General features: G+C 60.3%; 26 protein-coding genes and 7 tRNA genes. 22 read left to right on the forward strand and 11 right to left on the reverse strand.

Features of this window, described 5'->3' with window-relative positions; translation table 11 throughout:
- Positions 1-2: 2 nt before the first annotated feature.
- Entirely contained in the window at positions 3-566 is a 564-nt protein-coding gene (gene def / locus D3791_RS01235) for a peptide deformylase (RefSeq protein WP_061951863.1), read from the reverse strand.
- Between the two features lie 94 nt (positions 567-660).
- Complete coding sequence (locus D3791_RS01240; RefSeq protein ID WP_246242251.1) at positions 661-1,503, reverse strand: PD-(D/E)XK nuclease family protein; 843 nt, start codon at positions 1,501-1,503, stop codon at positions 661-663.
- Between the two features lie 192 nt (positions 1,504-1,695).
- On the opposite strand from D3791_RS01240, the gene D3791_RS01245 reads away from it, so the two are divergent.
- The 9 genes from D3791_RS01245 (at position 1,696) to D3791_RS01285 (ending at position 4,135) form a co-directional block, all read left to right on the forward strand.
- Positions 1,696-1,768, forward strand: a tRNA-Gly gene (locus D3791_RS01245).
- A 54-nt stretch (positions 1,769-1,822) separates the two neighbouring features.
- Positions 1,823-1,893: transfer RNA gene (locus D3791_RS01250), tRNA-Cys, on the forward strand.
- A gap of 26 nt (positions 1,894-1,919) precedes the next feature.
- A tRNA-Val gene (locus tag D3791_RS01255) sits at positions 1,920-1,991 on the forward strand.
- 48 nt (positions 1,992-2,039) lie between these two features.
- Positions 2,040-2,112: transfer RNA gene (locus tag D3791_RS01260), tRNA-Gly, on the forward strand.
- Between the two features lie 53 nt (positions 2,113-2,165).
- A tRNA-Val gene (locus D3791_RS01265) sits at positions 2,166-2,237 on the forward strand.
- Between the two features lie 23 nt (positions 2,238-2,260).
- A tRNA-Gly gene (locus D3791_RS01270) sits at positions 2,261-2,336 on the forward strand.
- A 19-nt stretch (positions 2,337-2,355) separates the two neighbouring features.
- Positions 2,356-2,431 (forward strand) — tRNA-Gly (locus D3791_RS01275).
- A 164-nt stretch (positions 2,432-2,595) separates the two neighbouring features.
- Positions 2,596-2,817 carry an antitoxin gene (locus D3791_RS01280; RefSeq protein WP_022876471.1) on the forward strand — a complete coding sequence of 74 codons (222 nt, stop codon included), beginning with the start codon at positions 2,596-2,598 and terminating at the stop codon, positions 2,815-2,817.
- Positions 2,818-2,950: 133 nt separating this feature from the next.
- Positions 2,951-4,135 (forward strand): benzoate/H(+) symporter BenE family transporter, encoded by a 1,185-nt coding sequence (locus D3791_RS01285; protein WP_172511084.1) that lies wholly within the window; start codon positions 2,951-2,953, stop codon positions 4,133-4,135.
- 24 nt (positions 4,136-4,159) lie between these two features.
- On the opposite strand, the gene zapE is transcribed toward D3791_RS01285, so the two are convergent.
- Positions 4,160-5,200, reverse strand: a complete 1,041-nt coding sequence (gene zapE, locus D3791_RS01290) for a cell division protein ZapE (protein WP_022876473.1) — start codon at positions 5,198-5,200, stop codon at positions 4,160-4,162.
- Between the two features lie 213 nt (positions 5,201-5,413).
- Here zapE and D3791_RS01295 point away from each other — a divergent pair, with 213 nt between their 5' ends.
- From D3791_RS01295 to ybaK, 3 genes are read left to right on the forward strand one after another with little or no spacing between them, the layout of a single operon-like run.
- Entirely contained in the window at positions 5,414-6,328 is a 915-nt protein-coding gene (locus D3791_RS01295) for a sulfurtransferase (RefSeq protein WP_172511085.1), read from the forward strand.
- Positions 6,325-6,765, forward strand: coding sequence for a SufE family protein (locus D3791_RS01300; RefSeq protein ID WP_022876475.1), 441 nt, complete (start codon positions 6,325-6,327; stop codon positions 6,763-6,765). Before D3791_RS01295 ends, D3791_RS01300 begins: the two co-directional genes overlap by 4 nt.
- Positions 6,766-6,813: 48 nt before the next feature.
- Positions 6,814-7,314, forward strand: coding sequence for a Cys-tRNA(Pro) deacylase (ybaK, locus tag D3791_RS01305; protein ID WP_022876476.1), 501 nt, complete (start codon positions 6,814-6,816; stop codon positions 7,312-7,314).
- A gap of 77 nt (positions 7,315-7,391) precedes the next feature.
- Here ybaK and D3791_RS01310 read toward each other — a convergent pair whose 3' ends face one another.
- On the reverse strand, positions 7,392-8,618 hold the full coding sequence (locus D3791_RS01310; protein WP_172511086.1) for an alpha/beta hydrolase family protein: 1,227 nt from the start codon (positions 8,616-8,618) through the stop codon (positions 7,392-7,394).
- 62 nt (positions 8,619-8,680) lie between these two features.
- Between D3791_RS01310 and msrB the strand changes: the two genes are divergently transcribed.
- From msrB to D3791_RS01355, 9 genes are all read left to right on the forward strand, one after another.
- Positions 8,681-9,124: a peptide-methionine (R)-S-oxide reductase MsrB gene (gene msrB, locus D3791_RS01315; protein WP_022876478.1), complete on the forward strand. Its 444-nt coding sequence runs from the start codon at positions 8,681-8,683 to the stop codon at positions 9,122-9,124.
- Positions 9,125-9,272: 148 nt separating this feature from the next.
- Entirely contained in the window at positions 9,273-10,658 is a 1,386-nt protein-coding gene (locus D3791_RS01320) for a DUF6421 family protein (RefSeq protein WP_246242256.1), read from the forward strand.
- A gap of 45 nt (positions 10,659-10,703) precedes the next feature.
- The gene (locus tag D3791_RS01325; protein ID WP_028268782.1) at positions 10,704-11,387 is read left to right on the forward strand and encodes an SDR family NAD(P)-dependent oxidoreductase; all 684 of its coding nucleotides are present in this window, start codon (positions 10,704-10,706) and stop codon (positions 11,385-11,387) included.
- Positions 11,388-11,462: 75 nt separating this feature from the next.
- Positions 11,463-12,524 carry a threonine aldolase family protein gene (locus D3791_RS01330; protein WP_172511087.1) on the forward strand — a complete coding sequence of 354 codons (1,062 nt, stop codon included), beginning with the start codon at positions 11,463-11,465 and terminating at the stop codon, positions 12,522-12,524.
- A 61-nt stretch (positions 12,525-12,585) separates the two neighbouring features.
- On the forward strand, positions 12,586-13,224 hold the full coding sequence (locus tag D3791_RS01335) for a DUF3000 domain-containing protein (protein ID WP_022876482.1): 639 nt from the start codon (positions 12,586-12,588) through the stop codon (positions 13,222-13,224).
- A 49-nt stretch (positions 13,225-13,273) separates the two neighbouring features.
- Complete coding sequence (locus D3791_RS01340) at positions 13,274-14,524, forward strand: HRDC domain-containing protein (protein WP_022876483.1); 1,251 nt, start codon at positions 13,274-13,276, stop codon at positions 14,522-14,524.
- A 157-nt stretch (positions 14,525-14,681) separates the two neighbouring features.
- Entirely contained in the window at positions 14,682-15,932 is a 1,251-nt protein-coding gene (locus tag D3791_RS01345; protein WP_022876484.1) for a thiolase family protein, read from the forward strand.
- Between the two features lie 12 nt (positions 15,933-15,944).
- Positions 15,945-18,068 (forward strand): 3-hydroxyacyl-CoA dehydrogenase NAD-binding domain-containing protein, encoded by a 2,124-nt coding sequence (locus D3791_RS01350; protein WP_172511088.1) that lies wholly within the window; start codon positions 15,945-15,947, stop codon positions 18,066-18,068.
- A gap of 134 nt (positions 18,069-18,202) precedes the next feature.
- Positions 18,203-18,676: a QcrA and Rieske domain-containing protein gene (locus D3791_RS01355; protein ID WP_022876486.1), complete on the forward strand. Its 474-nt coding sequence runs from the start codon at positions 18,203-18,205 to the stop codon at positions 18,674-18,676.
- Between the two features lie 80 nt (positions 18,677-18,756).
- Here D3791_RS01355 and D3791_RS01360 read toward each other — a convergent pair whose 3' ends face one another.
- Entirely contained in the window at positions 18,757-19,731 is a 975-nt protein-coding gene (locus D3791_RS01360) for an aldo/keto reductase (RefSeq protein WP_061952508.1), read from the reverse strand.
- Between the two features lie 132 nt (positions 19,732-19,863).
- Between D3791_RS01360 and argG the strand changes: the two genes are divergently transcribed.
- Positions 19,864-21,291: an argininosuccinate synthase gene (gene argG, locus D3791_RS01365; protein WP_022876488.1), complete on the forward strand. Its 1,428-nt coding sequence runs from the start codon at positions 19,864-19,866 to the stop codon at positions 21,289-21,291.
- A gap of 78 nt (positions 21,292-21,369) precedes the next feature.
- Here argG and D3791_RS01370 read toward each other — a convergent pair whose 3' ends face one another.
- Genes D3791_RS01370 through dxs form a run of 6 tightly spaced genes read right to left on the reverse strand, consistent with a single transcriptional unit; the run spans position 21,370 to position 25,691 of the window.
- Positions 21,370-21,684 carry a hypothetical protein gene (locus D3791_RS01370; RefSeq protein WP_172511089.1) on the reverse strand — a complete coding sequence of 105 codons (315 nt, stop codon included), beginning with the start codon at positions 21,682-21,684 and terminating at the stop codon, positions 21,370-21,372.
- Complete coding sequence (locus tag D3791_RS01375) at positions 21,681-22,016, reverse strand: hypothetical protein (RefSeq protein WP_172511090.1); 336 nt, start codon at positions 22,014-22,016, stop codon at positions 21,681-21,683. Before D3791_RS01375 ends, D3791_RS01370 begins: the two co-directional genes overlap by 4 nt.
- 13 nt (positions 22,017-22,029) lie before the next feature.
- Positions 22,030-22,518: a GNAT family N-acetyltransferase gene (locus tag D3791_RS01380; protein ID WP_172511091.1), complete on the reverse strand. Its 489-nt coding sequence runs from the start codon at positions 22,516-22,518 to the stop codon at positions 22,030-22,032.
- A 6-nt stretch (positions 22,519-22,524) separates the two neighbouring features.
- Complete coding sequence (locus D3791_RS01385; protein ID WP_022876492.1) at positions 22,525-23,094, reverse strand: hypothetical protein; 570 nt, start codon at positions 23,092-23,094, stop codon at positions 22,525-22,527.
- A 42-nt stretch (positions 23,095-23,136) separates the two neighbouring features.
- On the reverse strand, positions 23,137-23,727 hold the full coding sequence (locus tag D3791_RS01390; RefSeq protein WP_172511092.1) for a DUF402 domain-containing protein: 591 nt from the start codon (positions 23,725-23,727) through the stop codon (positions 23,137-23,139).
- Positions 23,724-25,691 (reverse strand): 1-deoxy-D-xylulose-5-phosphate synthase, encoded by a 1,968-nt coding sequence (gene dxs, locus D3791_RS01395; protein WP_172511093.1) that lies wholly within the window; start codon positions 25,689-25,691, stop codon positions 23,724-23,726. The genes D3791_RS01390 and dxs overlap by 4 nt, the downstream gene beginning before the upstream one ends.
- Positions 25,692-25,707: the final 16 nt, after the last annotated feature.

Here is a 25,707-nt window from a genome sequence, read left to right on the forward strand (position 1 = left end):
TCCTAGTTCCCCAATCCTGCGCCGAAGCTGGAGCCGAGCGCACCTGAGCGTTTTTGCACCGTGGCATTTGCGGTTTGCGAGTAATTGGCTGAACGCAGTGTGCGCCAAGCGGCCTTCTTCTCCTCCGGCGCGAGCCGATCGAGGAAGAGAATTCCGTCAAGGTGGTCGGTTTCGTGCTGGAAGCAGCGTGCGAGCATGTCGGCGCCTTCCAGCTCTACGGGATTGCCGAACTTATCGAACCCCTTGGCCTTGACGTAGCGGCGACGCGGTACCGGCGCAGCGACACCTGGTATGGAAAGGCATCCTTCGACCTGGTCTTCCTGGAAATCGTCGCTCAGTTCGAGGACCGGGTTGACGATATGGCCGCGTTCGCTGCCAATTTGGTAGGTGAACACGCGCAGTGAAACGCCCACCTGCGGTGCTGCCAGGCCAGCGCCATGGACGTCCTCCATGGTCTGATCCATATCTTCGACGAGCTTCTGGAGCTCCGGGCCAAAGTCGGTCACCTCCTGCGCTGGGGTGCGTAGAACGGGGTCTCCGATGATCCGAATTCCCAAAATCGCCATAATCCGCTGGTACCTTCTTTGCCGTTGACTGTTGGTATTAGCTCGTGCCGTGCTGAAAGCTAACCGTTCCAGTCTACGCGGTCGACGCTGGGCTTTATCGAGCTGGCGGCGTGATTTCAGCCAGCGTGGCCCGCGCTTGGGAGATCTTGTGGGTGGCTTCCCAATTGCGGCGCAAGGCGAAGAACTTGGCCCAGTAGTCCGGCATTGCAGATGTGGGGGCCATGAAGGTTCGAGTTCCGGTATCCCCCAGCGCTACTGCCAGCAGCATGGAGTCCATTCCGTATTCCCATGGCTTCCACACGCCAGCTTCGGCGTCGACTATCTGCTCTTCGGCTTTGCACGCCGCGGCGAGCTGCATGATGACCTTGTCATCGGGGCGTTTGACGATGCCATCGCGGTCAGAGGTTTTCGTCTTGTAATCCACGATGCATACCCGCCCGCCGATCTTGGCCACTAGATCGATGGTTCCCGCGTAGCCAACGGTGTCATTCCAAACCGTGACTTCTGCGGCGAGCGGTTCAACGTTGTAGTCCGCCCACCAGGATTCGAAGTGCTGAGCGTAAGCCAGCTCATTATTAGCTTCTAATTCTGCCTTTGCGCCGGCAAGATCGTGTTCTTGTCCCAGTGCTTGTAACGCCCATGCTTCTGCATAGTTGTGGACCCGGTCCCCGCGCGCTGCCGCTTGGTCGCGGTAGATTTCAGCAGCGTTTGCCGCGTCCCTGACCAAGGAACGCAGTTGCCGCCCGTCTGCCAGGGCTTGGGAAAGCCGCTGGTCTTCCGACAACGACTTAGCCGCCATATAGCCGGCCCAGCCAGAAAGATCCATATTGTCCATGCCGATGACTGTGGTGATGGATGGGACAATCGCTTCTCCCCCAACCATCCTGCAGTACATGCGGCCCGAACCGGTCTGAGTGGCTAATTTTGGAGACGTCATGCACACGATCATGACATGCGGCTACCCCGCTTCGCTCCTAGTCGCGGTGGAAATATGAATTTTCCGCGTAGTTTCGGGGTTTTTGGGCGTTGTGAACCAGATCTCAGCGTTTCGATTTGGACGGATGCGAAATCTCGTATAGAGTTTTTACTCGTTGGAACGAACGGAAACGTTCAGAAAACAGCACATTTTGCGGACATAGCTCAGCTGGTAGAGCGCAACCTTGCCAAGGTTGAGGTCGCGAGTTCGAACCTCGTTGTCCGCTCGCAAAAAGATTCACCGACTAGGTAAAACTAGTCACTCTGGCTTCGGCCAGTATGGTGGGGTGGCCGAGAGGCGAGGCAGCGGCCTGCAAAGCCGTATACGCGGGTTCGAATCCCGTCCCCACCTCGCAATGAAGATTGCAGATCTTTTTAGCGCGATTGGCGCAGCGGTAGCGCGCTTCCCTGACACGGAAGAGGTCACTGGTTCGATCCCAGTATCGCGCACGGAATTATGGTTCACCAGACCATGAATCTGTAATAAGTAAATATTATGCGGTCATAGCTCAGCTGGTAGAGCGCAACCTTGCCAAGGTTGAGGTCGCGAGTTCGAACCTCGTTGACCGCTCTGAGAATTCAGATTCCATTTGAATTCTGTCGGGATTCCATCTTGAATCTTCGGCGCGATTGGCGCAGCGGTAGCGCGCTTCCCTGACACGGAAGAGGTCACTGGTTCGATCCCAGTATCGCGCACTGAATATCCTTGTGATATCCATGCGGTCATAGCTCAGCTGGTAGAGCGCAACCTTGCCAAGGTTGAGGTCGCGAGTTCGAACCTCGTTGACCGCTCCAAATAATTGAATATAGTTTTGCGGTCATAGCTCAGCTGGTAGAGCGCAACCTTGCCAAGGTTGAGGTCGCGAGTTCGAACCTCGTTGACCGCTCCAAATAGAGAATGGGAATCACTCCAAGTGGTTCCCATTTTTGCTTTAACTTCAACCGTTCGACACACCCGAGTTTTCCACTACTCTTCCCTGATCACATTTTTCGTTTTAGGGTGGAGAACAGTTGTGGAGCTAAAGGGGTTCCCACAAACGAATGGAGGTGCATCATGGTAGGTTTTGATGATCTACGTGGCAAGGCAGAGGAATTCGCACAAGAGAACCCAGACCAGGTCTCCCAGGGCATCGATCAGGTCGGCGATTTCATCGACGACAAGACCGGTGGCAAGTTCGCAGAGCAGGTCGACGGTGCCCAGCAGGGCGCTAACGACTACGTCAACGGACTTGGCGGAGGCGCTGAGGGTGGCGAAGGCGAGAACAACGAAGGCTAATCCCTTCGGATAACTCCCCTCGGCTTGCCCGAGCATCCAGAAAAGGTACCGGCTGCGGTCGGTGCCTTTTCAGTTTAACTTCACAAACTGATGTGATTATCCCCTAGCCGGAGTGAACCTGTAGAAATGACTTATGGTTCAACGCGCCTCGACTGAAGATAGTTTAAGCCAAGCCGTAATTGCGGGATTGATCACCACGATGGTTGGCTTCGTCGCCTCCTTCGCAGTTGTACTCGCTGGGCTATTCCAAGTCGGTGCTTCACCCTCTCAAGCAGCCTCGGGCCTGCTGGCCCTCTCGGTCTTCGTGGGCGTGTGCACGATAGCGCTGTCCTGGCGTCACCGAATCCCGATCAGCATCGCCTGGTCCACACCTGGTGCCGCGATGCTCGCCTCCTTGGCGCCCGGAGCATTTACGTTTTCAGAAGCGGTCGGCGCATTCATTATCAGCGGCGTCCTGATCGTGCTCACCGGGCTGGTTCCGGGATTGCACAAGCTGCTCACCCGGATCCCGGTTCCCATTGCGCAGGGCATGCTCGCAGGCGTTCTGCTCCCCCTGTGCATCAAGCCCTTTACCTCGCTGGGCGCAATTACCCTGCCGGCCCTGGGCATACTGCTGGTCTTCTTGATCGGCCTGCGAATACTGCCTCGGTTCGCGGTGGCATTGAGCATGCTGGCTGCCGTGGCATTCGGGCTCTGGCACATCGGGCAGAATCAAGCATGGTCGCAGTTGCAGATCGTGCCGCAGCTGCAATTCGTTGTACCTGAATTTTCATTGCAAGCGATAGCCAGCATCAGCGTGCCGCTCTTTATTGTCACCATGGCCTCGCAGAATATTCCGGGCGTGGCCGTGCTCAATTCCTTCGGATACGAGTTGCCGTGGCGGCCTTCGATGGTTTCCACCGGGATCGGATCCGGCGTCGGGGCGCTCTTTGGCGGCCATGCCATCAACCTTGCAGCTATCACCGCCGCCCTGGCTGCCGGAGAGCAGGCGGGTGCCGATCCGAAGCTCCGCTGGCGGGCTGGCATCAGTTCGGGCGCCTTCTACCTGATCTTCGGCGCGTTCAGCGCGCTGATCGTCTCGGTGGCGAATGCCTCGCCTGAAGGCCTGTTCCAAGCGGCGGCCGGACTGGCCTTGTTGGCTACGCTGGGAAGTTCCCTCACCGGGGCTATCACCGATCCCGCATGGCGCTTGAGCGCACTGGTTACCCTCCTGGTGGCGGCGGGAAATCTCACGCTCTTTGGCATCGGCGGAGCATTCTGGGCACTGGTGGCAGGGCTCTTAACGCACTTCATCGCCGAGCGGGCTGCTCGGCGATGAAGAATTGATGAGGGCTAGGCGCTGCTAGATCGCCGGTTCGCCGATCTGGCCCTCACGAGCCAAAGCGGTCAAGCGCGAGACCGCGCGGTAGTACTTCTTCTGGTAGCCGCCGGACATCATCTCCGGGGTGAACAATTCGCTGAACGGCTTGCCCGAGGCAACGATGGGCACGTCCTTGTCGTACAGGCGGTCGGCCAGGACCACGAAGCGCAGGGCGATGGCCTGATCAGTGATGGTGTCCACGTTGTGCAGCACCAGCACGTCGGTTTCCGACAAGAGCTGGCGGTAGCGCGAAGGGTGGACCTGGGAAAGGTGGGCCACGAGCTGGTCGAAGTTATCGACGGCAAGGGTCTTCTCCGGGTAACGCTGCTGCGCGAAGGCTTCGATCTGCTGATCGTCCAATGGTTCAGGGGCATCGGGCAGGCCGCGGTGGCGGAAGTCCTCGCCCTCCACGCGGTGCACGTCGAACTGCTCGGACAGCGTCTTGATCTCGCGCTGGAAGTCAACCGCGGCGAAGCGGCCTTCGCCGAGCGCGCCAGGCAAGGTGTTAGAGGTCGCGGCGAGCTTCACGCCGGCATCCGAGAGTTCGCGCATCAAGCGGGACATCAGCACGGTGTCCCCCGGATCGTCCAGCTCGAATTCGTCGATGCAAACCAGCGAATACTGGCTGAGCACATCCACGGTTTGGCGGAAGGAGAGCGCGCCGACCAGGTTGGTGTATTCGACGAAGGTGCCGAAAGCTTTGCGCCCCGGTGCGGCATGCCACAGCGAGGCCAGCAGGTGGGTCTTGCCCACGCCGAATCCGCCATCGAGGTAGATGCCGTTCTTGGCTTCCTTTTTCTTGCCAAAGAGCTTGGAGAAAAGGGATCCCGAATCTTTTTTGCCGACCGTTTCAGCAAAGGCCTTGAGCTTGTTCACGGCTTCGGTCTGCGAGGGCTGGGTCGGGTCGGGCCGGTAGGTGTTGAAGGACACTTCACCAAAGCGGTAGGACGGATGGAAACCGGCCAGCAATTCTTCGATTGAAAGATTCGGCTTGGTCTCGCTCAGGTGGGTGATTGTCGCCATTGGCTGTGGGAGCCCTTCAGTTGATTGCTCAGTTGATCCGGGCTGCCATGGCAAGCCCACCGGCCAGTTTACCTTGAATAGTGTCGTTGATTGCCTAAAATGTCGTATCCCACACTGCCTTCCCCGCCGTTCGGGACTAGGCTAGAAGTAAAGTCCGCGCCATGTGCTTCTAGCGCGGCCAAGTACCAAGAACCGCAAGGATCGTGATCATCAATGCCATTGCCCGTTGAGTCCAACGATAAGTACGCCTCCTACGCCCACCCTGAACGCCTGGTCTCAACCCAATGGGTCGCCGATCATCTGGGCGAGGAAAACCTCGTCGTGCTGGAGTCCGATGAAGATATCCTGCTCTATTCCACCGGCCATGTCCCTGGCGCGCTGAAGATCGACTGGCATACCGAATTGAACGACGAGGTCACCCGCGACTACGTCGACGGTGAAGGCTTCGCCGCGCTGATGTCCGCCAAGGGCATCACGCGAGAGAGCACCGTGGTGATCTACGGAGACAAGTCCAACTGGTGGGCAGCGTACGCGTTGTGGGTCTTCACCCTCTTCGGCCACGAGGATGTGCGCTTGATGGATGGCGGGCGCGACAAGTGGATCGCCGAAGGCCGCGAACTGAGCACGCAGAAGCCCGAAGCCGCCAGCACCGAATACCCGGTCATCGAGCGCGCCGACTCTGAGATCCGCGCTTTCCTGCCCGAGGTTCTGGCGCATCTGGGCAGCCCGCTGATCGACGTCCGCTCGCCTGAAGAGTACACCGGTGAGCGCACCCATATGCCGAACTACCCGGAAGAGGGCGCACTGCGCGGTGGCCATATTCCGAGTGCGGCTTCGGTGCCATGGGCCAAGGCCGCAGCCGAAGACGGCACGTTCCGTTCCCGCGAAGAGCTGGAGGCCATCTACCTGGACGGCGCGGGCTTGAAGCCAGGCGATGACGTGGTGGCCTACTGCCGAATCGGCGAACGCTCCAGCCACACGTGGTTCGTGCTCAAGCACCTCTTAGGCTTTGAGAATGTCCGCAACTATGACGGCTCCTGGACCGAATGGGGCAACGCTGTGGGCGTGCCGATCGTCCGCGGCGAAGCCAAGGGCGAGGTACCTGCCAAGCGTGGAGCGCGCGCATGAGCCAGTTGCCCGAGGAACTCAAGGAAATTGTCGAGGAGTTCACCGAAGTTCCCGAAGCGGACCGCCTGGAGTTGCTGCTGGAATATTCACGTGAACTGCCGGAACTGCCACCGCGCCTAGCGGACCACCCGGAGCTGTTCGAGCAAGTGGTCGAGTGCCAGTCGCCGTTGTTCCTGGTGGTGGAAGTCGCCGAGGATGCGGATCGCACGGTTAATCTGTTCTTCTCCGCCCCGCCTGAGGCGCCAACCACTCGTGGTTTCGCATCTGTGCTGGCCGCAGGCTTGGACGGCATTGATGCGCAGTCCGTATTGGATGTGCCCGATGACATGCCGCAGCAGCTGGGACTGACCCGTGCGCTCTCCCCGTTGCGCATGCGCGGCATGACCGCGATGCTCGGGCGGATCAAGCGCCAGGTCTCCGAACAGCTGGCCGCCTAGTCTCCTGGCGCCGAGAGCACGTCGCCTGAAGCAAAGGAATTTTCAGTAGTGGGCAAGAAAAAGCAGGCTGCCTCCACGCCGGCCACCGCGGCCTTGGACGCTGCCGGCATCAGCTATGTCGCGCACAGTTATACGCACAGCGATTCGGCCGAGAGCTACGGCGCCGAGGCTGCGCAGCAATTGGGCGTCAGCGGCGATCGGGTGTTCAAGACGCTGATGGTCTCCACCGGGTCCACGGCGGCCGAGGACTTGGCCGTGGCAGTGGTGCCGGTGGCCGCGATGCTGGATTTGAAGGCCATCGGCATGGCGCTGGGCAAGAAGAAGGCGCAGATGGCTGACAAGGCCGCCGCACAGCGCCGCAGCGGCTACGTGCTCGGCGGAATCTCGCCCTTCGGGCAACGCCAGCACTCGCGAACCGTGATCGACAGCAGCGCACAGCAATTCGAGACGGTGTTCATTTCCGGTGGCCGGCGAGGCTTCAGCTTGGAGATCGCCCCGCAGGACGCTGCACAGGCCACCGAAGCTCTCTGGGCCGCAATCACCAGCTAACCGCTCCACCCCCACGCAAAAAGACCCTGCATCGCTACGGGAAGCTATCACCGTAGCGAGGCAGGGTCTTTTGTGCGTTACGAGGCTTCAGCCGCGGCAGCGATGCGCTTGGCCAGGAAGTTCGTGATCGCTTGGGCGAAGCCTTGCGGATCAACGTTCGGCTCGCGCGTATGCCCGGCCTTGGTGAAGGTCCGCAAGGTCACCAGATCCGGACGCAAAGCAGCCAGCTTGAGGCTGGGCCCGTTGGGCACGAATTCGTCGTCGCGGGAATGCATGATCAGCATGGGATGGGTCAGCTCGCTGGCGCGGTCAACCCAATTCAATCTGCGCAGGTTGACCGGGGCGGCTTGGCCGGTGACCCAGCGTCCGGCCTTGTTGGATAGCAGCCACTGGGCGAAGCGCCCGACCGACTGCGGGATCTTATTGGCCCGGGCCTGGTGCGAGAGCACATCTACCCAGTTGATCACCGGTCCCACGAGCATCAGCGAATCAATGCGGCCGGCCAGTTCGCTGCGGTCGGCGGTCTGCAAGCTGATGGCACCGCCCATGGACCAGCCGAGCAAGATGATTTGCTTCGCGCCGTGTTCCAAGGCGAAGCTGATGCCGGCTTGGACATCGAGCCATTCGGTATCCCCGAGTCCGTAGCGCCCGTCGGGCGCATTGGGCGCCAGCCCGTCATTGCGGTAGCTCATGAGCAGCGCCGTGACTCCCATGGAGGCCAGGGCGGGCAGTGCGCGGATGGTCTCGTTGCGCCTCGCACCGCGGCCATGCACTCCAATCACCCACACGTCTTCATGATTGGTGCCGCGCACCAGCCATGCGGGCCCGTCGCCGCCTTCCAGGGGAACGACGACATTTTCGGCGGTGAACCCCAGGTCCTGGGGGTGTTCGTAGATCGCTCCGGAGAGATAGCCTCTGCGGACTCTTTCAAGGCTGCCGCGGTAAACGTGCTCGATTTTGCGGGCGACAAGCCGCGGCTTGCCGGGCACATCGGATGGGGCCGAGAGCCGCAGGGCGCAGGCGTCGAACTCGGTCAGGAAGATGCACGGGCCAGGCTGGTTGGTGTCCGCATCTTTGGTGAAGTGCAGCCACAGTTTGCCTTCGGAGTCGGTGACGACTTCGCGAATCATGCTGTTTCCGATGCGCCGCTCTTCAGGGGTGACAACGCGTCGGGCGAAGTATCCGGCGAGCGCTGAGACGCTGGCTGCCACCAGCGAGCCGGCGCCAACTCCGAGTCCCACGCCCAGCAGGGTCGCGGGGATGGTTTTACGCGGTTGCAGGGTATCTACGATATTCCGAGCCATGTTTTCATCTTTCCACGTTGCCGTGCGGGAATCATCTGTCGCGTCCGAACGTTTCCATGGGTATGAGTGAAGAATCATTAAACAAGACCCCGGACTCTGCCCAGGACGTTTCGGCTCGCACCGAGGTGCAGTGGCAGGAAATACTCTCCCCTGAGGAGTTCCATGTGCTGCGCCAGGCCGGGACCGAGCGTCCGTTTACCGGCGAGTACTGGGATACAACGACCGAGGGCGTCTATTCCTGCCGTGCGTGCGGGGCCGAGCTTTTTGCCAGCACGACCAAATTCGACGCCAGCTGCGGCTGGCCATCGTTTTATGCCCCATTGGCCGAGGACCGCGTTCGGTATATCACCGATGAGTCCCTGGGCATGAAGCGCGTGGAAGTCCGGTGCGCTGCGTGCGATTCGCACATGGGCCATGTTTTTGAAGGTGAAGGCTTTAATACGCCGACCGATCTGCGCTATTGCATGAACTCGCTGAGCCTGTCCCTTCGCAGCTCCGCTGAATAATTGCTGTGGCTGCATCGCGGTCGAGATCACATTTAGAACAAGAGTTACTTATTCATGAGTGACTCAGCATCAACTTTTCTATTGTTTGGGCGTAGCGTTCATGTCAAGCACATGAGCGCCCCCGAACATGAAAAGAAGGTGTACTGAAATGACCCAGATTTCCGCAAAGCCAATGCCAGCCAGCGATGCCGAAGTACTGCAGATCGCGAACTCCGACGCGTGGCTGTCACTCAAGGCCGCCACCACGGAATTCCAGAGCCTGCAGGCCAAGGACGGGTCGCTCATCGATTCCTCCTCAACTGCGCAGGCGACCGAGCTCATTAACACGGTGATCGCCGCGGTCCAGAAGCTGCAGGTCCACTTTGAGCACGATGCCGAATATCTCGAGCAGCTCGTGATCGACCTGCGCCAGTGGTCGGATGCCGGGTTCACGGTGCCTGATTTCCTGGATTCCCTGCTGCAATTCCAGCCACAGGCCCAGCGCATCGATGGGCTGATGCACCTGGTGCTCTTCCCGATGTACACCCAGAACGGTTCGACCAACCGCCATCTCGAAGCCGTGCTGGTACAGGTCATGTGGCCCGAGTTCATCGCGGATCTGGAAGGTTCGGACTACACCAACGCGCTGTTCGTGCCGCTGCGCTTTGTCGACTTCACCGAAGGCTACGACACCAACTCCGCGGTGCTGTTCCCTGAATCCGTAGCCATTCGCGAAACCCCTTCCTTCACCTGGGGAGCCATCTTCCAGGATCGCGAAGCGGCACGATTCCGCAAGGTGCTGCAGGAAGCATCGTCCATCACGAATTTGCAGCTGCCAGATGATGCCGCTGAGCTGCTGGCCGACCAGCACCTGACCGAAGAAACCTTCATCATGTGGGACCTGATCCACGATCGCACCCACATGCGCGGCGACCTGCCCTTCGACCCGTTCATGATCAAGCAGCGCATGCCGTTCTTCCTCTACTCACTCGAAGAGCTGCGCTGCGACCTGACCGCCTTCCGCGAATCCATGAAGATCGCCGCCAACCCGAAGACCGATGCGAAGACCGCCAAGATGGCCAAGCTGGTGCAGTACGCGGTGATCTTCGACCGGATCTTCCGCTTCGCCATCACAGGTTCGCGCGTACGCAACTACGACGGCCTGGGCGGCCAGCTGCTGTTCGCTTGGATGCATCAGCACCATGTCCTGCACTGGACCGACACCAAGCTGAGCATCGATTGGGACCAGGTTCCTGAAGTCGTTGCAGCCTTGGGGGATGCGATCGACGAACTGTACTGGAAGTCCATCGACCGCCCGAAGCTGGCCCATTGGCTAGCCGCCTATGAACTGGTCGCCGCAACGGTGACCCCGAATCCTGCCTCGGTGTGGGCCAAGGGCCCTGAAGCGTTGCCGCTGACCGCGCCGCTGCGCGAAATCACCGACCAGGTGATGGACGACGAGTTCCCGCTGTCGATGTTCTACGAGGCATTGAACAAGAAAATGGCCAGCGTCATCGAGTCCACCAAGGGCATGACCGGCGCCACGGAAATCTAGCGCTTCTGCCTTAGGGTAGGAAGTGTGAGCGACGAAAGATCATTCTTGAACCAGACACCACGATTAGTGCTCATCGCCGGTGCCACCTCGGCCTCCGGCATTGCCTGCGCACAAGCGCTGTGCGATGCCGGAGTTCGGGTCTTGGCCGTGGGCAGCAACCAGGAACGCCTGGACGAGCGCCTCGACTTTGTCGAGGCCCGCATCGAATGCGACCTCACCGATTTTGCGGCAGTGAACAAAATGGCCCAGGCCATCCATGCCTCCTACGGCCCGATTGATGGCCTGATCCATCTGGTCGGCGGATGGCGCGGCGGCAAATCCATCGTCGGCCAGAGCGACGATGACTGGGACTTTTTGCACCGCACCGTTCTGACGACCTTGCGCAACACCACCCGGGCTTTTGTTGACGATCTGGTCGGCTCGGCGGCCGGACGCTTGGCGATCGTAAGCGCCGAAGCCGTGCTGAATCCGACGCCATCGAACGCCAACTACGGCGCCATCAAGGCCGCCGCCGAACACTGGGTCAACGCGATCGCCCGCCTGTTCAGCAAAAACGCAGAAAATGCATCGGCACTCAGCTGGGTCGTCAAAGCACTGAGCGACAAGTCGCCCGAAGACACTGCACCCGGACAGACGTCGGTTCAGTGGCTGGCCGAGGCTGCTGTGGAGCTGCTTTCGGATGGCGCGATAGCGCTCAACGGCACCCGGTTGCCGCTGCGCCAAGCCTGATCCTCCGCTTCGGCGTTCACCCGCTGCCTTGCTCCCTGCCCCCGTTTTCCAATCCCTTATAAGGACCACATCACCATGACAACACTTCACGATACTGCCGTGCGCGGTTTCGCTTCCGACAACTATTCCGGAGTGCATCCGCGCATCCTCGACGCGATCGCACGTGCCAATGGCGGCCACCAGATTTCCTACGGCGAAGACCAGTACACCGAGGCCTTGGGCCAGGTCGCGCACGATGTCTTCGGGCCAGAGGCTTCGATCTTCCCGGTATTCAACGGAACCGGCGCCAACGTCACCGCGCTGCAGTCGCTTTTGCCTCGATGGGGCGCCGTCATCTGCGCCACCACCGCGCATATCAACGTCGACGAAAATGGCGCGCCAGAACGCGTCGGCGGCTTCAAGCTGCTCCAGGTTCCCACCCCGGACGGCAAGCTCACCCCTGAGCTGATCGACAAGGAAGCCTGGGGCTACGGCGACGAGCATCGCGCCCAGCCGCTGGCCGTATCCATCACCCAGGCCACCGAGCTCGGCACGCTGTACACCCCGGAAGAAATCAAGGCCATCACCGACCACGCCCACAAGCTGGGCATGAAGGTGCACCTTGACGGATCGCGCCTGTCCAACGCCGCGGCATCGCTGGGCGTTGAATTGCGCGCCCTGACAACCGACGCCGGCGTGGACATCGTTTCGCTCGGCGGAACCAAGAACGGCATTCTACTCGGCGAAGGGATCTTGACCCTGCGCAAGGAGCTTGCCGATGACATGAAGTACCTGCGCAAGATGAACATGCAGCTGGGCAGCAAGATGCGTTTCATCTCGGCACAGCTGATCGAACTGTACGGCACCGGGCTGTGGCGGGAATTGGCCAGCCACGCGAACCTGATGGCGTCCAAGCTCGCCGAGGCAGTGGAGCAGATCGATGGCGTCGAGCTGGTCTACCCAACCCAGGCCAACGGCGTTTTCGCGCAATTGCCGACCGAGGCCAGCGATGAGCTGCGCCAGCATTTCCGCTTCTACGACTGGGATCGCGCGGCCGGCCAGGTGCGTTGGATGTGCTCCTTCGACACCACCGAAGAGGATGTTGCCGGGTTCATCGCGAAGCTGCGCGAGCTGATGGCAGCACACCAGGGCGCTTAGCAAAGAGTGCGGGTCGGCGTGCCGTACCGCGCCTCAGGTACGGCACGTTTAGACTCAAATTGTGACCAACGATCGCTCTGCTTCCGCCATCCCGAGTGCCTTCGCCAAGGCCCTCGATGAGCTGTCGCATGCCAAGGTACGCAAAGAACTGAAGTTCACCGAAATTCCAGCGCCGGGGCGCTTGGCTCCCTTCTCTTTGGCCCTGAGCGGTGACGTGATCGACGTCGTGCCCCCAGACCACGGACCGCACGGACAGGAAATCGGCCGGACCCCGTTCCTGCAGCCGCAAGAACAGCTGGCCACCGGACGCTTCATCCTCCTCTATGATCCTGCCGGCCAGGAACTGTGGAACGGCCAGTTCCGCATCGTCACCTACATCCGAGCACGCCTGGATCACGATATGGGCCAGGACGCCATGCTGGCCTCCGTGGCCTGGTCGTGGCTCGAGGATTCGCTGCGCGAACGCGAGGCTTTCCACCACTCGGCCGGCGGCACCGCCACCCGTGTCATTTCAGAGTCCTTTGGAAATCTGGCCGGGGAACAAGACCACATCGATATCGAGCTGCGGGCCTCCTGGTCCCCCGACTCAGATCACCTCGGGCCGCATTTGAGCGCCTGGGCCGATCTGGTGTGCACCTTCGCCGGCCTGCCGCCCCTGCCCGAGGGCGTCCAGCAGCTGCCGCATCGCCGGCTTAGTTAACCCCACCGGCTCCGAGGCCCGGACCGGTTGGATCTAGAATGGAAGCATCATGCCGAATTCTGACTCCGCCCCTTCCGCATCAACCGCCGCTGGCATTGAGCCCGCCGAACCCGTGTTGACTCCGCTCACCCGTCCTCGCGACGGCATCCCGGAAGTCATCAACACCCAGGTGGCCCTGCGCCGGGCGGTACGGGAACTCAGCGCGGGAACCGGCGATCTGGCCGTGGATACCGAACGAGCCAGCGGATTCCGCTACGGGCAACGCGCCTTCCTGCTCCAGATCCGCCGCGAAGGCGCTGGCACCTGGCTGATCGACCCCGAGGTATTGGATGATCTGGGCGAGCTGCGCGACTTCGTCAACCAGCAGCCGTGGATCCTGCACGCCGCAACCCAGGATTTGCCGTGCCTCCACGAATTGGGCATGTCCCCCACTTCCTTATTCGATACCGAATTGGCCGGCCGGCTTGCCGGGTTCCCCCGCGTTTCACTGGGCACCATGGTCGCCGAATTACTAGGCCTGCAACTAGCCAAGGAGCATTCGGCAGTGGATTGGTCCACTCGCCCGCTGCCTGAATCGTGGCTGAACTATGCGGCTTTGGACGTAGAGGTCCTCGAAGAGCTGCGCCAGGAAATCACCAAGGTCCTCGAAGAGCAGGGCAAGATGGAGTTCGCGCTGCAGGAGTTCGAGTATGAGCGGAACCTGCCTGATCCGCAGCCAGCCGAGGAACCATGGCGCAAGCTCTCGGGAATCCACAAGCTCAAGGGGCGGCGCAATCTGGCGATCGCCCGCGAGCTGTGGCTCTCGCGCGAAGCCCTGGCCCGCAGCCAGGATACTGCCCCGGGCCGATTGCTGCCTGATCGCGCCATCATGGCCGCGATCGAGCAGAAGGCCTCCAGCGTTCCGGCATTGCTGCAGATCCCTGGATTCCACACCCGCCACGCGAAGCGTGATGCCCCACGCTGGATGGACGCGATTCAGCGCGGCCGCAACACCCGGGATTTGCCTGAATTGCGCTCGGCCAAGCCCGGGTTGCCCCACCCCCGATCCTGGGCGGAGAAGAATCCTGTTGCCGCCCTCCGCCTGGACGCGGCCAAGGTTGTGCTCGTCGAGCTGAATGAACAGTGGAATATCCCAGCCGAGAATCTGTTGACTCCCAAATATCTGCGCGAGTTGTGCTGGAACCCGCCAGCGTTGATCAGCGTGGAAACCGTCGCGCAAAAGCTGGAGTCGCTGGGGGCTCGACCATGGCAGCGAGAGCTGCTGTCCCCAGGTTTCGCGCAGGCTTTCGCCACCGTTTAGGCCCGCAGTCCCGCCCACGCGCTCCAAGGCGTCTTGCGCCTGTGATGTGCTGCACTTGCACTTCAAGTTACTCCTGAGTAACCTATGGTTTAGGTCACAGTGATGCTGGCCACTGCCCGCCCTCGGGCAGCATGAACCAACCCCAAGGAGCCCGACGGTGAGTGCCAACGCTTCGACCGTGCCCAATAACGTGCACCCTACGCTCGATGACCGCGACGTCGTGTTTGTCGATGGAGTCCGTACCCCCTTCGGCAAAGCCGGCGAAAAGGGTATCTACCATGGAACCCGCGCTGATGATCTGGCCGTCAAAGCGGTCCGCGGCTTGCTCGAACGCAACCAAAATGTTCCCGCCGAGAAGATCGACGAAATTTCCATTGCCGCCACCACGCAGTCCGGAGACCAGGGGCTGACCCTCGGCCGCACCGTGGGCCTGCTGTCCGGCATCCCCAAATCAGTTCCCGGTTTCGCCATCGACCGCATGTGCGCCGGTGCGATGACCGCCGTCACCGCTACCGCAGGCGGCATTGCCTTTGGCGCTTATGACGTCGTCGTGGCCGGCGGAGTCGAGCATATGGGCAACCACCCCATGGGCGCTGGAGCCGACCCGAATCCGCGATTTCTGTCAGAGAAGATCGTTGACCCGCAGGCCCTGAACATGGGCAACACCGCGGAAAACCTGCATGATCGCTTCCCGGCGATCACCAAGGAACGCGCCGACCGCTACGCCGTGGCCTCGCAGGCCAAGCTTGCCAAGGCCTACGAGAACCAGCAGATCCAGCCGGACCTGGTGGCCGTTGCCGCGCAGCGTCCCGGCGAAGGATGGGCCGTCAATACCAAGGACGAGCCTCCTCGCCCCGGAACCACCATGGAATCGCTCGCCGAATTGCGCACTCCATTCCGCGCCCACGGCCGAGTCAGCGCCGGCAACGCCGCAGGCCTTAATGACGGCGCCACCGCAGCGCTGCTCGCCAGCGGCCAGGCGGTTCGCGAGCTGGGCCTGGAGCCCAAGATGCGCATGGTTTCCTTCGCCTTCGCCGGCGTCGAGCCAGATGTCATGGGTTACGGACCGGTGCCAGCCACCGAAAAGGCGCTCGCCAAGGCAAAACTGGGCATCGAGGATATCGGGCTCTTTGAAATCAATGAGGCCTTCGCCGTCCAGGTGCTCTCCTTCTTGGACTACTACGGCATCGACCAGGATGACGACCGAGTCAACCGCTATGGCGGCGCCATTGCCGTGGGCCACCCGCTGGCTTCTTCGGGCGTCCGCCTGATGACCCAGCTGGCTCGACAATTCTCCGAGGACCACACCGTGCGCTATGGAATCACCACCATGTGCATCGGCCTGGGCATGGGCGGCACCGTCATTTGGGAAAACCCTCACCATCCTGATTTCGGCAGCAAGGCGTAAGGACAGAAAACCATGACTGCAACCACCAATAACTTCGCGGCCGTCGCCGAACTCATGCATGACGAAACCGTCACGCACTCCTACGTCAACGACGTAGCCCTGCCGAGTGGCAAGACCCTGGCCTTGCTGACCTTGGACAACGGCTTGGACCACAAGAAGCCAACCACCTTGGGCCCCAATGGCCTGCTGGAATTGCGGGCGGCTCTTGAAGTCCAAGCAGAACGTGCCAAAGCCGGAGAGATCCATGCCTTGGCAGTCACCGGCAAGCCATACTTCCTGATAGCCGGCGCAGACCTCTCGGCGGTCACCCGCCTCAGCGCTCCCGACCAGGCCACCGCCATGGCATCACTGGGCCACTACACCTACGAACTGCTTGCTGATCTGGGCGTGCCGACTTTCGCCTTCATCAACGGGCTGGCTCTCGGCGGCGGATTGGAAATCGCCCTGGCCTGCAACTACCGCACCGTGAGCAGCACGGCCGGCGCTCTGGGCCTGCCTGAGTCCTTCCTCGGCTTGATCCCGGGCTGGGCCGGCGTCTACCGCCTGCCGCGGCTGGTGGGCCCCGAGAACGCCTTGAAGGTGATGATCGAGAACCCGCTGAATAACAACCGCACCCTCTCCGGCCCTGCTGCCTACAAGATGGGTGTCGCCGATGCCCTCTTCGAGCCAGCGGACTTCATCGAGCACTCCACCACGTTTGTCGACGCCGTGTTGTCCGGGGAAACCCAGGTACAGCGGCCAAATGCCGTGGACCCGAGTGATCCGGAAGTCGCACGTCGTTGGCTCGATGCTGCAGATCAGGCTGAACAGTTCGTTGACGCCAAGCTCTCAGGCGCAGCGCCAGCCCCATACAAGGTCCTGGAAGTCTTCCGCAAGGGATTGACCTTGACCCAGCAGGAGTCCGCACAGCTTGAAGTCGAAGCCCTGACCGGATTGATGCGCACCAGCCAATTCCAGAACACCGTGTACGCCTTCCTGGATTTGGTGCAGAAGCGCGGCAAGCGGCCAGCCGGAGCACCAGATGCAAAACTCGCCCGCCCGGTATCAAAGGTCGGCGTTGTCGGCGCTGGCTTGATGGCTAGCCAGCTGGCGTTGCTCTTTGTCCGGCGCCTCAGCGTTCCGGTAGTAATCACCGACCTGGATCAGTCGCGCGTGGATAAGGGCTTGGCCTATATCCATGGGGAAATCGACAAGCTGCACGGCAAGGGCCGTTTGAGCCAAGACGCGGTGAATCGTGCCAAGGCATTGGTCACCGGTTCGGTCACCAAGGAGGCATTCGCCGATGCCGATTTCGTCATCGAGGCGGTCTTCGAGGAACTGAGCGTCAAGAAGCAGGTCTTCGCTGAAGTCGAAGCCGTGGTCTCCCCCGAGTGCATCCTTGCTACCAATACCTCGTCCCTGTCGGTCACCGAGATGGGCCGGGATCTGAAGCATCCAGAGCGCTTGGTCGGCTTCCACTTCTTCAACCCGGTTGCAGTGATGCCGCTGCTGGAAATCGCAGCCACCGAATGGACCAGCGAGTCTGCACTTTCCACGGCCTTCGTATTGGGCAGGAAGCTGAAGAAGACGACGGTCAAGACCCAAGATGCGGCTGCCTTTGTCGTCAACCGCGTCCTGCTGCGCCTCATGAGCGAAGTCCAGGCGGCCTTCGATGAAGGAACCGACGCCGCTACCGCTGATTCGGCGCTGACTCCTATGGGGCTTCCGATGAGTCCGTTCACCTTGCTGGCCATGGTCGGACTTCCGGTGGCCCAGCACGTCAATGAGTCTTTGAACGCTGCCTTTGGCGAGCGCTTCGAGGTTTCTGAGAACCTCCAGAAATTGATCGATGCAAAGATCACCACTATTTGGGTCAAGAACGATCAGGGCGAACAGGTCCTGAATCCAGACGCCAAGGATCTATTGGTCCAGGGCTCGTCCCCATCCACCCGAGAAGAAATTCTTCTGCGCGTGCAGGACGCGCTCGCTCAGGAAATCGGTTTGCTTTTGGCTGAAGGCGTTGTAGCCGAAGCTGCGGATGTCGATCTGTGCATGATCACCGGCGCGGGTTGGCCTATGCATCTGGGCGGAATCACCCCATACCTCGACCAGGTGGGTGCTTCAGAACGCGTGAACGGCAAGAAATTCAATAGCTGATCCCGGCACAAACTTTGGGCTTCATTCCTCGAGGAATGGAGCCCAAAGTCATTCTGGCGTCTTGGCGTAGCTGAGGTTAAAAATTATTCTCCGGCTCTTAGCACCGCCACAGGGTGATCTGTCAGAATGTTGCCATGACTGACTTCGCTCAACCAGCCCGCCGCACCGTCATGTGCGCCTCGGCCGCTCTTGGTTCTGCTGCACTGCTGACCGCCTGTGGTGATGGCCATTCCGAGGCGCAAGTTCCCGAAGCTTCTCCAGTTCCATCGGCCAGCGGAAACGGCCAAGCAGTTATGGACCTGGCCGAGTTGGAAGTTGGCGCACGAGCCACCGTACAGGCAAAACATCCGACAGGAGCGGAAATTCCTGTCTTGCTATTCCGTCCTGACGAGAAAAATGTGTTGGCCTATTCGAGCGTTTGCACCCACCAAGGGTGCGTCGTGACGACCAAATCTACGCAAGAAGACTTTTTCTGCGCCTGCCATGGATCGCGTTTTAAGCCTGCAGACGGGACAGTGACTGATGGCCCAGCCATCGCTCCCCTCGCTCGCTACGCAACCGAAATCAAAAACGACAAGGTCATCGTCTTCGTCACCGATTCGAAATAAGTCGGATAGTTCTCTGAACACAGCGAGAGGCTGCAATCCCTTGTATTGGGATTGCAGCCTCTCGTCATGAGCAACAGCGACTAGAAGAGCGCGACCTTCTGCGGAGCCGGGAAGATGGAATCCAGCTCGGCACGTTCCTCATCGGTGGGTACCCAACGCACTGCCTGCGCATTCATCTGGATTTGTTCAGGACGGGTGGCTCCGGCAATGACCGAAGTAACTGGCTGCTGGGCGGCAAGCCAAGAGAAAGCCAATTCGATCGGCGCCAAATCCCGTTCAGCGGCAAACTGCGCAAAACGATCCAGCTGTTCGAAATCCGAGGTCTCTACCAACTGCTGGCGAGCATGGGTCAGGCGGCTTCCTTCAGGCGCGAAGCCCTTGGAGTACTTTCCGGTCAGCAATCCGTTGGCCAATGGGAAGTAGGGCAGGACGCCCAAGCCGAATTCTCGAGCCGCCGGCAGAACTTCCAGTTCCGCACGCCGGTCAATGAGATTGTAGTGATTCTGCGCCGAGACGAATCGCTCGGTGCCAAGCTCACGGGCTACATATTCGGCCTGCGCGATTTGCCAACCGGCACGGTTCGAATGACCGATATAGCGGACCTTGCCGCTGGTGACCAGATCATCCAGGGCACGCAGGGTCTCATCGATCGGTGTGTTCGGATCAGGCGTGTGGAACTGGTACAGGTCGATGTGATCGGTGCCCAGACGCTTCAAAGAAGCTTCCACGGCCTTCATGATGTAGCGGCGGGAACCGCGTGCGTTGAAGTCCGGCCCATTGGCTCCGCTGACATCCATGCCGAATTTGGTGGCGAGAACGATGTCCTCGCGGTTCTTGCCCAATGCCTTGCCCAGCCGCTGCTCCGAGAGCCCAGCGGTCTTGCCGTAGTTATCAGCGACGTCGAAGAACGTGATGCCTGCATCCAATGCGGCGTGGACCACCGCGTCGGTGCCTTCCTGGGACTCAGTGGCGGTACCGGTTCGGCCCAAATTATTGCAGCCCAAACCTACGACAGAAACGCTCAATCCACTGTGGCCTAGTTGACGGAATTCCATGTACACCTCACTGTTTTTCCTTCGCCGCTTTTCTGAGCGACCTTATACCCCTAGGCTATCGGTTAGGTCCTGTGACCGAAGAGTTAAAGACACAATTCACTGCATTGCATATTTATCCATTAGGATGGAAACATGTCTAAAGTTCTTACCAATCTTCCTGTAGGCGAGCGCGTCGGAATCGCGTTCTCCGGTGGCCTCGACACTTCGGTCGCAGTAGCCTGGATGCGCGACAAGGGCGCCATTCCATACACCTACACTGGCGATCTCGGCCAGTACGACGAACCAGATATCGACGCTGTTCCTGGCCGTGCACTGGAGTACGGCGCTGAGAACTCCCGTCTGGTTGACTGCAAGCCAGCACTCGTCGAAGAGGGCTTCGCCGCTCTTGCCTGCGGCGCCTTCCACATTCGCACCGGCGGCAAGACCTACTTCAACACCACCCCACTGGGCCGTGCCGTCACCGGCACCCTGCTGGTCCGCGCAATGCGCGAGGATGGCGTGGATGTATGGGGCGATGGTTCGACCTACAAGGGCAACGACATCGAGCGCTTCTACCGCTACGGCCTGATGGCCAACCCGAAGCTGCGCATCTACAAGCCATGGCTTGACCCGAACTTCGTCACCGAGCTCGGCGGTCGCCAGGAAATGTCCGAGTGGCTGCAGGAGCACGGCTTCCCTTACCGCGACTCGGCTGAAAAGGCCTACTCCACCGACGCCAACATCTGGGGCGCAACCCACGAAGCCAAGACCTTGGAGTTGCTCAACAGCTCGATCGAGTCCGTTGAGCCAATCATGGGCGTGAAGTACTGGGACGAAAGCGTTGAGATCAAGTCTGAAGACGTTTCGATCTCCTTCGTTGCAGGCCGCCCAGTGGCCATCAATGGCAAGGAATACACCGATGCCGTTGCATTGGTGAATGAAGCCAACATCATCGGCGGACGCCACGGCCTGGGCATGAGCGACCAGATCGAGAACCGCATCATCGAGGCCAAGTCCCGCGGCATCTACGAAGCACCTGCAATGGCGCTGCTGTACATCGCCTACGAGCGCCTCGTGAACGCGATCCACAACGAAGACACTGTAGCCAGCTACCACAACGAAGGCCGTCGCCTGGGCCGCCTGATGTACGAAGGCCGCTGGCTGGATCCACAGGCCCTGATGCTGCGCGAATCGCTGCAGCGCTGGGTTGGCTCTGCCATCACCGGTACCGTCACCATCCGCCTGCGCCGTGGAGACGACTACACGATCGTAAACACCGAGGGCGAGAACCTCAGCTACCACCCGGACAAGCTGTCTATGGAGCGCGTCGGCGATGCAGCCTTCGGTCCGGTTGACCGCATCGGCCAGCTGACCATGCGCAACCTGGATATCGCTGACTCCCGTGGCCGTCTGGAACAGTACGCCAACATGGGCCTGGTCGGTGGCACCACCGCAAAGCTCGTTGGCTCGTTGGAAGCCGGTGGAGCAGACGACATCGTCAACGCCACCGCTGTGGATAGCGATGATCTTGCTACCGATCGCGCCATTGAATCGGCTGCCTTCGACGCTGGCACCGACTAAGGTCTGCCGCTAGATAAGCAATGACCGGCGCTACTTCTCAGGAAGTAGCGCCGGTCATTTTGCTTATGAACCCAGTTCTCAGCGGGAGAATCCGTTCAGAGCGGCAAGGGACTGCAACGCCATGATGAATCCAATCAAGGCCAGCAGCCGAAGCGAACCGTGGATGAAGGCTCCGGCCTTGGTATCCTTCGCCGGAAGCTTGAATACTTCATCACCCAGCCATGTCACCAAGGTGATCAGGGTTCCGATCAGCGCGACTTGTTCCTCCGGCAGCGCCATCGATTTGGCCATGGCCAATCCGATGGCAATTCCTGCCACAGCTTGAGCCAGCACCCACAAGCCCCGCCTCATGCGCTCGCGTTTGGCCGGTTGGGGTTGTTCCGCCGGGCTCATGCTTCCAGCAATGCCAACAGCGGGCTGATAGCGAGGGTGAAACCAACCAGTGAAACCATGCGCAGGATCAGACGGACCCGCGCACCTGGCTTGGAATTAACCGGTGGCAAGTTGAATCCATGCTCGACGATCCACGCCGCCACGGCTACCAGCACACCGGCCAAGGCCAGCTGCGCTGGTGCAACCTCCGAGAATAATGACGCAATCCCGATGCCGATGATGGCACCGATAAAGGCCTGGAATACGAGATGAAGCGGTGTGCGCGTGGCACCCATTTGCGGCGATTTGCGAGGGGCTCCGGGAGTTTCATCCCGATCTTCCTGAGGAATCATGTCTCCTAATTTCCTATGTCAATTCTGCCGATGAGTCCCTGGCTGCTTCGGTAAGATCCTTGCGGAGCAATACACCGCTGCCTCCAGTGAACCAAACGGATCCAAAGTGCTCGGATCTGGTTACCTCCTCGAATCCTGAGGAGCACTGCAAGCGCAGTGATCCGATATTTCGCGCATTGACAACGCACCAAGCCTGCTGCGCTCTCTGGGCGATCCAGGCCAGTCGCGCAGCTGTCAACCGTGATGCATAACCGCGCTGTTGGAATTCGCGGGCGATTTCGACGCCGGAAAGGTAGTACCCCGCTGGAGCGGAATCGTCGTTGGGATCCCACCAGGCCGCTCGGCCCCACCCGATGAGACGACCGCTCTCGTCTTTGAGCACCAACTGGCATTCTTCATCCCCGAAGCGCGATGGTTCCGAAGTGCGTCCTAGCGATCTGGAGAGCAGGCGTATGGCTTCATGGTCTGAAGCCTTCATCGGCACTGGCTCAAAGGCGCTCATTGCTGCTTAGTCGAGGGTCATTGGCTTGGGCGGCATGGGATGAACACTCTTGATCTTCCCAGGCGTCGCGTAATCGGCGGTGCCAATGCTCATCTTGGTGAAGTCCAGCTTCGCTTCGCGGATGCAAGTCTTGATTGCGGCAACGGCAAGCTTTGGAGCAGGAGTGAGGATGCGGATGTTCAACTTGCGCGGTGCGAAGTCACTCGATTCCACTGTGCCCAAGCCGCGCCAAGCCAGGTGACCGGTCAATGCTTCCTTGGCTTTCTTCTCCAAGTAGCGATCGCGTTCGGTACCCGTCGCAGACTTCAACGAGTACTGCACGATGACCCACGACTGGTCTTCGTCCTGGATTTCGGCATAGCCCTCATCGGAGCATGCCTGCAGGAATCCTGCGAACAACTCGTCGGCACGGTCGTTATTAACGTCCTGAACGTCGCTGGTGGTGGACATGTGTCCCACGCTGCCGTGGTTGATGACGAACTGGCCTACTTCTTCATCTTCGAATTGCTGGAACCACGCCTCACGGAAGTGAAGTACGTTTTTCTCGTCCAAACGGTAAGTGCGAATAATCGCCATTGGTTTCCCTTTACAGGTCAGTAGAACAATGAGGTGCTGGGTTTATGCGTTGTGCAGCTGGTTGGCTTTATCCAGCCAATGCTGGCGGTGCGAATGGTTGAATGGAGGTTCGTCCCGGCGTACGGCATCAAGCAGTGCGCCGCTGACGGCCCGGATCTCGGCTTTGAGTTCCTCGGGGTAGCCCATGGACAAGCCGTGCTCCTCGAATTCGTCTTCATCATCGAGGAAGGTTCCGCGGCTCCGAGACCGGATGACATCAAGATCAAGGTCCACCGAGTTCACTTCCCAGCCGCCCTGTTGCAACGGACGCCATCCGATGCCATGGGACAAATCGATGTACACATCAAAATCGTCAGCGGGATCCGCATAAAGGGTGGCGACCCATGAACCTTCAAAGGGAATGAGGCACAGTGCGTTGGTCTGGGCCAGATGCGCGGCACCAGGCCTCGCGACCAGTGATCCGGCCGGCTGGTGCAACCAGTGGCCGTGCTCGTCGCTTCCAAGGTAAAAGCCCGGAACCACCCAGTGGGGCAGCCCGTTGTATTTCCATGCGCGGGCAACCACCAAGGCACCAAAACTGATGTCCTCAGGATTGCGCGGCAGATCTACGGGGAAACCGTGCAGGTTGCTCATAGCTTGGGAATCTGTCCCGTGGGCAGATCCTGGCCCGGCAACGGACGGGCAAACGGAACCTTGGTACCAAGTACCTGTGCGAGGGTATCGCGAGCTACCTGCTGCGCAGTGAGTCCGACTCGTTCGAGCACCTCGGAGCGTGAGCCGTGCGCCAGGAATTCAGTCGGCAGCCCGACTTCGTTCAGTGCGGTGTCAACACCTGCCGCGCGCATTTCAGTGCGCAGGCGCGATCCGACGCCGCCTGCCCTTACGCCGTCTTCGATGCACACCACGATGCGGTGCCGTGCTGCCAAGGAAATGACGGACTTCGGCATTGGCAGCACCCAGCGCGGATCCACGACTGTTACGGATACGCCCTGGCTGTTCAGCCGCTGGGCTACGTCCAGGGACAATTCGCTCATGGCGCCGACGGATACGATCAGCACGTCCGGTGCAGCCCGGTCCCCCAAGCGGGCCAATACGTCGACGCCATCTGGCAGGCGGTCTACTGCATCAATGGGTTCACCGACAGAACCCTTGGAGAAACGAACGACGCTTGGCGCATCGTTGATATCCAGTGCCTCGCGCAGTTCTTCGCGGAGTCGAGTGGCATCGCGCGGCGCGGCCAAATGAAGATTCGGCACGATCTGAGTCAAAGCCATATCCCACATGCCGTGGTGGCTGGCGCCATCTGGACCGGTTACGCCTGCACGGTCAAGGACGATGGTCACCCCTGCTTTGTGCAGGGCGACGTCCATGAGCAGCTGGTCAAAGGCGCGGTTGAGGAATGTTGCGTAGACACACACCACTGGGTGCAAACCACCGAAGGCCAGGCCTGCCGCGGTGGTCATAGCGTGCTGCTCGGCGATGCCAACATCGATCACGCGTTCGGGATGTTCCTGCGCCATTTTCTTCAGGCCCACAGGCTGCAACATGGCACCGGTGATGGCAACAATGTCATCGCGCTCATTGGCGACTTGCGCGATCTCCTCGCCGAAGACGCTGGTCCAGCTTTGCGCGCTCGGCTTCGAGACTGGAAGACCGGTAACCGGGTCGATGATGCCCACCGCATGGAACTGGTCAGCTTCGTCGGCGCGAGCAGGCGCGTAGCCGTGGCCCTTTTCGGTCAAGGCGTGCACGAGGACAGGTCCAGAATATTGCTTTGCCTGCTGCAAGGCTTCTTCAACGGCCTGCTGGTTGTGGCCGTCAATTGGGCCAATGTACTTCAACCCCAGGTCCTCGAACAGACCCTGCGGAGCCCACCAGTCCTTGATGCCCTTTTTGGTGGCATGCAGGGATTTGTAGGTGAATCCACCAACAGGACCCGAGCCCTTGAGCTTGTCCTTGAGCTTTTCCATCGCCGTTTCGTAGGCAGGATGCGTGCGGAACTTATCGAGCTGCTGTCGAAGGCCGGAGAGCTGGTTTGCCAAGCCGCCGATGGTTGGGGCGTAGGAGCGGCCATTGTCGTTGACGACAATCACGGCTTTGCGGTCCTTGTCGGCCGCGATGTTGTTGACGGCTTCCCAAGCCATGCCACCGGTTAGGGCGCCATCGCCGACCAGCGCCACTGCATAACGGTCGTTGTTGTGCGTGAGCTTGTTTGCGCGGGAGATGCCGTCAATCCACGACAATGACGACGAAGCGTGGGAGGACTCGACCACGTCATGTTCTGATTCGGCGCGGTCCGGATAACCTGAGAGGCCGCCTTGCTGGCGAAGGGATTCGAAGTTCTGGCGCCCAGTGACAAGCTTGTGAACGTATGACTGGTGGCCGGTGTCGAAGACGATGGAGTCTTGTGGCGAGTCAAATACGCGGTGGATGCCCAAGGTCAGTTCGACGACGCCGAGGTTGGGTCCTAGGTGGCCGCCTGTGCGTGCCACATTGTCGATGAGGAAGGTGCGGATTTCGTCCGCGAGCTCATGAAGTTGTTCCAGGGTCAGCGCCCGCAGATCGCTTGGTTTTTTGATGGTCTTCAGCAAAGACACGCTCGTCCCCTTTACA

Origin of the sequence: Glutamicibacter mishrai, from assembly GCF_012221945.1 — a bacterium.
GTDB lineage: Bacteria > Actinomycetota > Actinomycetes > Actinomycetales > Micrococcaceae > Glutamicibacter > Glutamicibacter mishrai.